We start from the raw sequence: 6,895 nt of genomic DNA, 5'->3' as shown, positions 1-6,895 counted from the left end.
CCTTGCCCCAAAAACACCCCGATTAACCAAATCTCCTGCAACGTCATCCAAACCCCGGCCCGCGTTTTGTACAAAATGCTGGAATCGGCGTACAAAACGTACAAAACGTACAAACCGGCCGCCCCAGGGCCCCCACTCCGAGTCCCGCATCACCGCAAGATATGGTAGGCTCTCCCCGTTGCCTCCCCCAAGGCACGGTGCCTTAACCCAATCGCGCGCCCCGTTTACCCGGGCGGGACGCTCTGCCATAATCGCCGCCAACCAATCAGAACAAACCGAGCACGCACATGGCCGACGATCTCCTCCATTCCGCCGCACAGCCCGAGTATGACGCCTCTTCCATCGAGGTGCTCGAGGGGCTGGAACCCGTGCGCAAACGCCCGGGGATGTATATCGGCGGCACCGACGACCGCGCCCTGCATCACCTCGTGGCCGAGGTCCTGGACAACTCGATGGACGAGGCGGTGGCCGGCCACGCCAACCGGATCGAGGTCACGCTACATTCGGATTTCTCCATTGAAATCAGGGACAACGGCCGCGGCATCCCGATCGACCCGCACCCCAAGTTCCCCGGCAAATCCGCGCTCGAGGTGATCCTTTGCACCCTGCACGCGGGCGGCAAGTTCTCGGGCAAGGCCTATGAGACCTCCGGTGGTCTGCACGGTGTCGGCGCCTCGGTCGTCAACGCGCTTTCCGACAGCATGGTCGTCCAGGTCGCCCGCAACAAGGAGCTGTACGAACAGCGTTTTTCGCGCGGGATTCCCCTTGGCCCGGTCGCAAAGGTCGGCCAGGCCCCGAACCGCCGCGGCACCACAGTCACCTTCCACGCCGACGAAGAAATCTTTGGACATCATAGGTTTAAACCCTCCCGCCTGTTCAAGATGGTGCGGTCCAAGGCCTATCTTTTCAGTGGTGTCGAGATCCGCTGGAAGACCGAGATCGAAGACGGCGACACGCCCACCGAGGCGACTTTCCACTTCCCCGGCGGCCTGTCGGATTACCTGGTGGAGACCCTGGGCAGCGCCTCCACCTATGCCGACAAACCCTTTTCCGGCATCGTGGATTTCAAGGAGAAATTCGGCACGCCGGGCAAGGTGGAATGGGCGATCAACTGGACGCCCTCGCGCGACGGTTTCATCCAGAGCTACTGTAACACCGTCCCCACGCCAGAGGGCGGCACGCATGAAGCCGGGTTCTGGGCCGCGATCCTCAAGGGCATCCGCGCCTACGGCGAGCTGGTGAACAACAAAAAAGCCAGCCAGATCAACAGGGACGACCTGATCACCGGCGGCTGCGCGCTGGTCTCCTGCTTTATCCGCGAACCGGAGTTCGTCGGCCAGACCAAGGACCGCCTCGCCACGACCGAAGCGCAGCGGCTGGTCGAAAACTCCGTCCGCGACCACTTTGACAACTGGCTGGCCTCGGACACGAAATCTGCCGGTGCGATCCTCGATTTCCTTGTCCTGCGGGCTGAGGAACGGCTGCGCCGCCGGCAGGAAAAGGAAACCGCCCGCAAGTCCGCGACCAAGAAACTGCGCCTGCCGGGCAAGCTGACCGACTGCACCAACAAGAACCGCGAAGGGACCGAGATCTTCATCGTCGAGGGCGATTCGGCCGGCGGTTCGGCCAAGGGCGCCCGCTTCCGCGAGACTCAGGCGCTCTTGCCGCTCAAGGGCAAGATCCTGAACGTGCTCGGCGCCGCCTCGAACAAGCTGTCGTCCAACGCCGAGATCCGCGACCTCTGCGAGGCACTTGGCGTCGGACTGGGCCCCAAGTTCAACATCGACGACCTGCGCTATGACAAGATCATCATCATGACCGACGCGGATGTCGACGGCGCACATATCGCCGCGCTCTTGATGACCTTCTTCTACACGCAGATGCGCCCGCTGATCGACAAGGGGCACCTCTACCTTGCCTGCCCACCGCTGTACCGGCTGACGCAGGGGGCGAAACGGCTCTACGTGGCCGATGACGCCGCCAAGGAGGCCGCGCTGGCCAAAGGGCTGGGCGGCAAGGGCAAGATCGACGTGCAGCGGTTCAAGGGCCTGGGCGAGATGGACGCCAAAGACCTGAAAGAAACCACGATGGACCCGGCGACCCGCACCCTGATCCGCGTGACCATCGACGAGGACGAACCGGGTGAAACAGGCGACTTGGTGGAACGCCTGATGGGCAAGAAGCCCGAGCTGCGATTCCAGTATATTCAAGAGAATGCACGTTTCGTGGAGGAGTTGGATGTATGACAAGCTAGTTTCGCTTGGGTCGATTTGGGTCGCCGCCATCTGCCTGATCATTTCCCCGGCATGGGCCCAAACCTGGCAAGAGCGCATCGAAACGGCACGCGACAGGGCCGATGAACTGACCGAAATAGCCAAGCAGAAAGGCGCGGGTCCCGCCGGAACTCTCGCTTATCGGGCCGACAGGGCCGAGTTCCGCTGCATGGTCCTCGCCGAGTTGCTAGACATCGGTGACATCTCGGACCACGTCGAATTGTATGGCCCTCACTATGACGCGCCTCCGGACATGACAGATGCCTACAGAATCCAGGAATCTGCCATTGCACTGAGCAAGTGGGCCGCCATTTCCCAGGAAATGCTTGCCCTCGGTGCGGAACAACAGCGCGAAACCTGGGCGTTGACCTGCGACGGACACCTGGGGATCCCGGCCGGACTCTTGCAGGACAACTGGCAGCGCAGCGCCACGTTCCGGGTCGAAACCGGGGTTCTTTTCGTTCTGGGCGATATCGAAAAAGGCTTTTTCGAAGAGTTCGAGGAAAAGACCCGGCAAGGGAACTTCACGACCATCATGTTCGGCAGCCGGGGCGGCGGGTTTCTAGAGGCGATCAAGACCGCGAGGTTGATCCGGGAAAAAGGTTATACGACCGACCTTTACGCAAACTGCGCCTCGGCCTGTTCACTGGCCTACCTGGGCGGTTCGATGCGGATCATCGACAACTGGCGCTTCAAGCTGGGATTCCACCAACTGGCGGCCGGTGGCGAAGCCCTGCCACTTGATCACGCCCTCTACCTGGAAATCGAACAATTCGCCGACGACCTTGGGATTGATGGTGGCTTTGTCGTCGATGCCATGCGCAGCGCCGCGCCGCACGAAATGACCTGGCCAGAGTTCCAGGACCTTTGCGATGCGAACGTGACCTGGGTTCGTGGAAACTGCTCGCAACCGCATCCCTCGGTACAGCCACAGCAATAGCCGGCCCTGGACGCGCTTTCCGCATCACGGTCAGCCTCTTGGCGCTTGCCAAGCGCCCCGGCCGCGGCCAATCTCGCACCATGCGCATTGCCTTTTTTGCCCTTTTGATCCTGGCCGCCTGCGGCCGCTCCGCCACGCCGAACGAGACCGCCTTTCTGCGCGCCTTTCACGGCGACGACTTGGACCCGAAAAGGATCCGTCTGGTTGATGGCAACCCGGCGGGCGCGGTCACCTACGAAATGCCCGTTCGCCCACGCACAACCTGCCAGGAACGCATCTGGCCGCCGATCAAGCAGGCCCGCACCGTCACCGTCTCCCCCGCGGCCACGGTTCTGTTCAACAAGGTACTGCTGCGGGATGACGTGTACCGGGAGGATTTTCTGGCCGGCTACCCCGACCAGATCGACCTTTTCGACGCGATGCTTTTTGCACATGAGGCGACCCATGTCTGGCAGTGGCAGAACCGCAAGCTGACGGGCTACCACCCTCTCAAGGCGGCACAGGAACACAGCGTCTCGAAAGACCCCTATCTTTTCGACACGGAAGAGACGCGGGATTTCCTGTCCTTCGGCTATGAACAGCAGGGCAGCATCGTCGAGGAATACGTCTGCTGTCGCCTGCTGGACCCGAACGCGCCGCGCACGGCGCGGCTGCGGGGGATGATCGGGAAATACATGCCCGTCGACCGGCTGGATGCGGTCATCGACCGACCCAATGTGATCCTGCCCTGGAAAGGAGCACAGACAAGGGGCATCTGCCGCAATAGCGGCGGCTAGTCCTGCTCGATCCGCTGAAGCTCCATCAGATAGGCGACCAGATCCACCACTGGCTGGGATGTCAGGATGGGTTGGCCTGTATGCGTCTTCATCGGCACGTCGAAGGCGCGTTCGAAGAAATCCCCAAAGACCGGCATCGGCGACCCATGCGCCACCAACGGGTCACGCCCGTCGATCCGCTGGACAACCCGTGCCAAGGGAAAGACGCCTCCGTTCTGGATCGTGAGTTCGGTCAGGTTGGTGGGTGGGATCGTCAGGACTCCCGCCATCGGCCCGTCACCCTTGCCTTCCAGCCCGTGGCAGGTGGCGCAATGGGTGTAGAAATGCGCGCGGCCTATATCGGCGTCCTGGGCGAATGCGGGCGCGGCGATCAGACTCAGCAGGGCAAGGCGTGCGATCATGGCGTATCCTCCTGTTCGGCAGTGTCGTGACTCTGCCACAGCCCAAAAGACGGGAACATGATGCGGGTCAATATGGGCAAGGTATCCACCCGCCCTATCTCAACCAAAAATGGAGGGCGCCGATGCGGATGATCCTGGTGGTGATGCTGGTCTGGGCCGCGGCGGCACAGGCCCGGGACACGGATCTGGAACTGGTCTTGCTGGCGGATGCCTCAGGCAGCATTGACCAAAGAGAGATCCTGTTCCAGCGACAGGGCTACGCCGAGGCGATCACCGACCCCGAGGTGCTGGCCGCCATCGCGAACACGGCCTACGGACATATCGCGGTGACCTATGTGGAATGGGCCGCGAACCAGGCTGTCGTTGCGGACTGGACACTGATCGACGGGCCGGAAAGCGCCGCAGGTTTCGCCGCCGAACTGATGGGAAAACCACGCCAGGCCTTCGGGCGCAACGCGATTGGCGCCGCGCTGGATGAGGCGCTGCGGCTTATGGACACCAATGGATTCGACGGCTGGCGGCGGGTGATCGACTTTTCCGGCGACAGCGTCAATTCCTACTCGGGCCCGCCAATTGCCGAGGCGCGCGACCGGGTGCTGGCCGCCGGTGTCACGATCAATGCCTTGCCCATCCTCCGCCCGGACGATCCAGGCCGCGCGCATGGCGGGCTAGAGGCGCTTTATTCCGAACGCATCATCGGCGGACCAGGCGCCTTTGTCGTCACTGCCGAAAGCCGCGAGAGTTTCGCCGAAGCGGTCAAGCGCAAGTTGATCCTCGAAATTTCGGGCAGCCTGCCGGACGGGGCGTTTGCCCGGCGTTGACCGTCTGCCCTAGCTGACAGCGGTCAGATGCGCCGCCGGATGGCTCGCCTCTTGTGGCCAGGCGATCGGCTCACCATCGCGGCGCAGTTCGGCGTAGCCCCGTCCGAACCGGCGCGGATGCGAGACCAGCTGCAGGCTTTGCCCATCGAAATCGCGAAAGCCCATCTGCGCACTGCGGTTGTCCATCTCTAGCCGGTCGCGCAACAGGTGCAGGGCGATGGCCTGCCCCAAGCGCAGATCCTGGATGTTCTCGGCCGGGAAGTACCCACCTGTCACGCATCGCATCAGCCCGATATTCGCCGCCAGCCGGTCGGTCTGATCCTCCAGCGCCAGCACCGGGGCGCCCTGTCCGACCGCCTGAAGCTGGGCCCGCCGCGACGTATCGAAGACGGCCTTGACCAGCGTGGCCAGAGCGCCCGCGACAACCGCATGCGCGCCCAGATCCGAAGGCGTCAGGTGCTGCCGCTCTGGGCCAGCCAGTGGCAGGAACAGCGACGCTTCAAACCGCTGTGGCCCACGTCGCGCCCGGTTCGCCCGGCTAACCCAGTGAACCAGATTGGGCGCAGCAGTGACAAGCTCCTCTGCCGCCGCACGATGGATTTCGCTTTCCGGAGCCCGCGCGCCCTCTTCGCTGCCCAACCAGACCGTCATCCGCGCCGCCGTGACCGCCGGACGCGGCATCCGGCCCTCTTCCGAGACCTGCGCAAGGGCAAACCGGCTGGCAAGCGCTTCGCCTTCGGCCATCAGCGCAAAGAGCCGCGACCCCGTCCAGGTCCCGGGCAGACCATGCGCCATGTTCGTACCACGCGCCAGCGCGACCAGCGCGGCATTGTGGAAGGGACGCGCGGGCGGAGTCAGGTGCAGCGTCTCGGCGCGGTCACCCAGGCTGGGGTCCTGCTGTGGACGCGCGGCGGCCCAGGGCATGCGCAGACCGGCCTGGCTATGCTCGACACACCAGCCGATCCATTCCGAGAGCCCCGCTTCCTCGGACGGCCATGCGCCGGGGTTCCGCTTCGGGCGCGACTCCATGTGGTGACTGTCCCAGAAAGCCGACAGCACCGGACCACCACCGCGCAGGGCGACCCCCCCTCGCAAAAGGGTTTCCAACGTCAGCTGGTAATCTGCGTTGCAGCGCAAGGCCCGACGCTGGCTGGCATCCATCTGGCCGGGCTGCACGTCACGCGATCGGTCCGGCACGGCCCCGGCAAGCGGCACGCGGGCATCGAACCAGCTTAGATTGCGCAGCTCGCAAAGCAGTTCATGCATCGTGAACCGCGTGGCCCCGTCGATCCTGACGGCGCAATGCGGGTCTTGCAGCGCTTCCGCGCGTAGATCCTGAACCAGCCCCAGCGCAAACAGCTCTGCCATGTCGGCAGCCAGCTCTGGCGCCGACAGCCGGGGCGGCGCGGGCATGGCAATCCGGTCATGAAGGGATCTTCCCTGACCGCCTCCGTCTATCACACCGAACCTTGTCCCGGTCCCGTTGCATTTCATGGTCTTTCCCCTAGCCCGAAGCATCCATTTGTACGGCTTGCCCGTACGTTAACCCGACCATGCACCTTCGCCCGTGAACAGACCGCAATTGCCGCGCAATTCCTGCGTGAAACGGGCATGAAATCCCGACGAAATCTCACTGTTCGCTTATCCGCGTGGCGTGAATTCTGCGCAAACCCGGCAGGCTCGG

General features: G+C 63.5%; 6 protein-coding genes. 4 read left to right on the top strand and 2 right to left on the bottom strand.

What is annotated here, in order from left to right:
* Nucleotides 1–287: 287 nt before the first annotated feature.
* The 3 genes from parE to RBB42_RS12560 all read left to right on the top strand — a co-directional run bounded on the left by parE (nucleotide 288) and on the right by RBB42_RS12560 (nucleotide 3,989).
* On the top strand, nucleotides 288–2,246 hold the full coding sequence (parE, locus tag RBB42_RS12570) for a DNA topoisomerase IV subunit B (RefSeq protein WP_305969970.1): 1,959 nt from the start codon (nucleotides 288–290) through the stop codon (nucleotides 2,244–2,246).
* On the top strand, nucleotides 2,239–3,213 hold the full coding sequence (locus tag RBB42_RS12565; protein ID WP_305969969.1) for a hypothetical protein: 975 nt from the start codon (nucleotides 2,239–2,241) through the stop codon (nucleotides 3,211–3,213). The genes parE and RBB42_RS12565 overlap by 8 nt, the downstream gene beginning before the upstream one ends.
* Before the next feature lie 80 nt (nucleotides 3,214–3,293).
* Nucleotides 3,294–3,989 (top strand): hypothetical protein, encoded by a 696-nt coding sequence (locus RBB42_RS12560; protein WP_305969968.1) that lies wholly within the window; start codon nucleotides 3,294–3,296, stop codon nucleotides 3,987–3,989.
* Here the strand turns inward: RBB42_RS12560 and RBB42_RS12555 are convergent.
* Nucleotides 3,986–4,390 carry a c-type cytochrome gene (locus RBB42_RS12555; RefSeq protein WP_305969967.1) on the bottom strand — a complete coding sequence of 135 codons (405 nt, stop codon included), beginning with the start codon at nucleotides 4,388–4,390 and terminating at the stop codon, nucleotides 3,986–3,988. The genes RBB42_RS12560 and RBB42_RS12555 overlap by 4 nt on opposite strands.
* 122 nt (nucleotides 4,391–4,512) lie before the next feature.
* Between RBB42_RS12555 and RBB42_RS12550 the strand changes: the two genes are divergently transcribed.
* Nucleotides 4,513–5,211 carry a DUF1194 domain-containing protein gene (locus RBB42_RS12550; protein ID WP_305969966.1) on the top strand — a complete coding sequence of 233 codons (699 nt, stop codon included), beginning with the start codon at nucleotides 4,513–4,515 and terminating at the stop codon, nucleotides 5,209–5,211.
* A 9-nt stretch (nucleotides 5,212–5,220) separates the two neighbouring features.
* Here the strand turns inward: RBB42_RS12550 and RBB42_RS12545 are convergent, their stop codons facing one another.
* A complete protein-coding gene (locus RBB42_RS12545; protein WP_305969965.1) occupies nucleotides 5,221–6,624 on the bottom strand; it encodes a bromoperoxidase in 1,404 nt (467 codons plus the stop codon).
* Nucleotides 6,625–6,895 lie beyond the last annotated feature (271 nt).

The sequence above is a fragment of the Mameliella sp. MMSF_3455 genome (assembly GCF_030733205.1).
In the GTDB taxonomy this organism is placed as follows: domain Bacteria; phylum Pseudomonadota; class Alphaproteobacteria; order Rhodobacterales; family Rhodobacteraceae; genus Antarctobacter.
Note: the sequence above shows the minus strand (reverse complement) of the source record. Positions and strands in the feature narration are given on the sequence as shown.

Coding starts and splice junctions, on each gene's coding strand:
- parE (WP_305969970.1), top strand. CDS start 288: ATGGCCGACGATCTCCTCCATTCCGCCGCACAGCCCGAGTATGACGCC.
- RBB42_RS12565 (WP_305969969.1), top strand. CDS start 2,239: ATGTATGACAAGCTAGTTTCGCTTGGGTCGATTTGGGTCGCCGCCATC.
- RBB42_RS12560 (WP_305969968.1), top strand. CDS start 3,294: ATGCGCATTGCCTTTTTTGCCCTTTTGATCCTGGCCGCCTGCGGCCGC.
- RBB42_RS12555 (WP_305969967.1), bottom strand. CDS start 4,390: ATGATCGCACGCCTTGCCCTGCTGAGTCTGATCGCCGCGCCCGCATTC.
- RBB42_RS12550 (WP_305969966.1), top strand. CDS start 4,513: ATGCGGATGATCCTGGTGGTGATGCTGGTCTGGGCCGCGGCGGCACAG.
- RBB42_RS12545 (WP_305969965.1), bottom strand. CDS start 6,624: ATGCCCGCGCCGCCCCGGCTGTCGGCGCCAGAGCTGGCTGCCGACATG.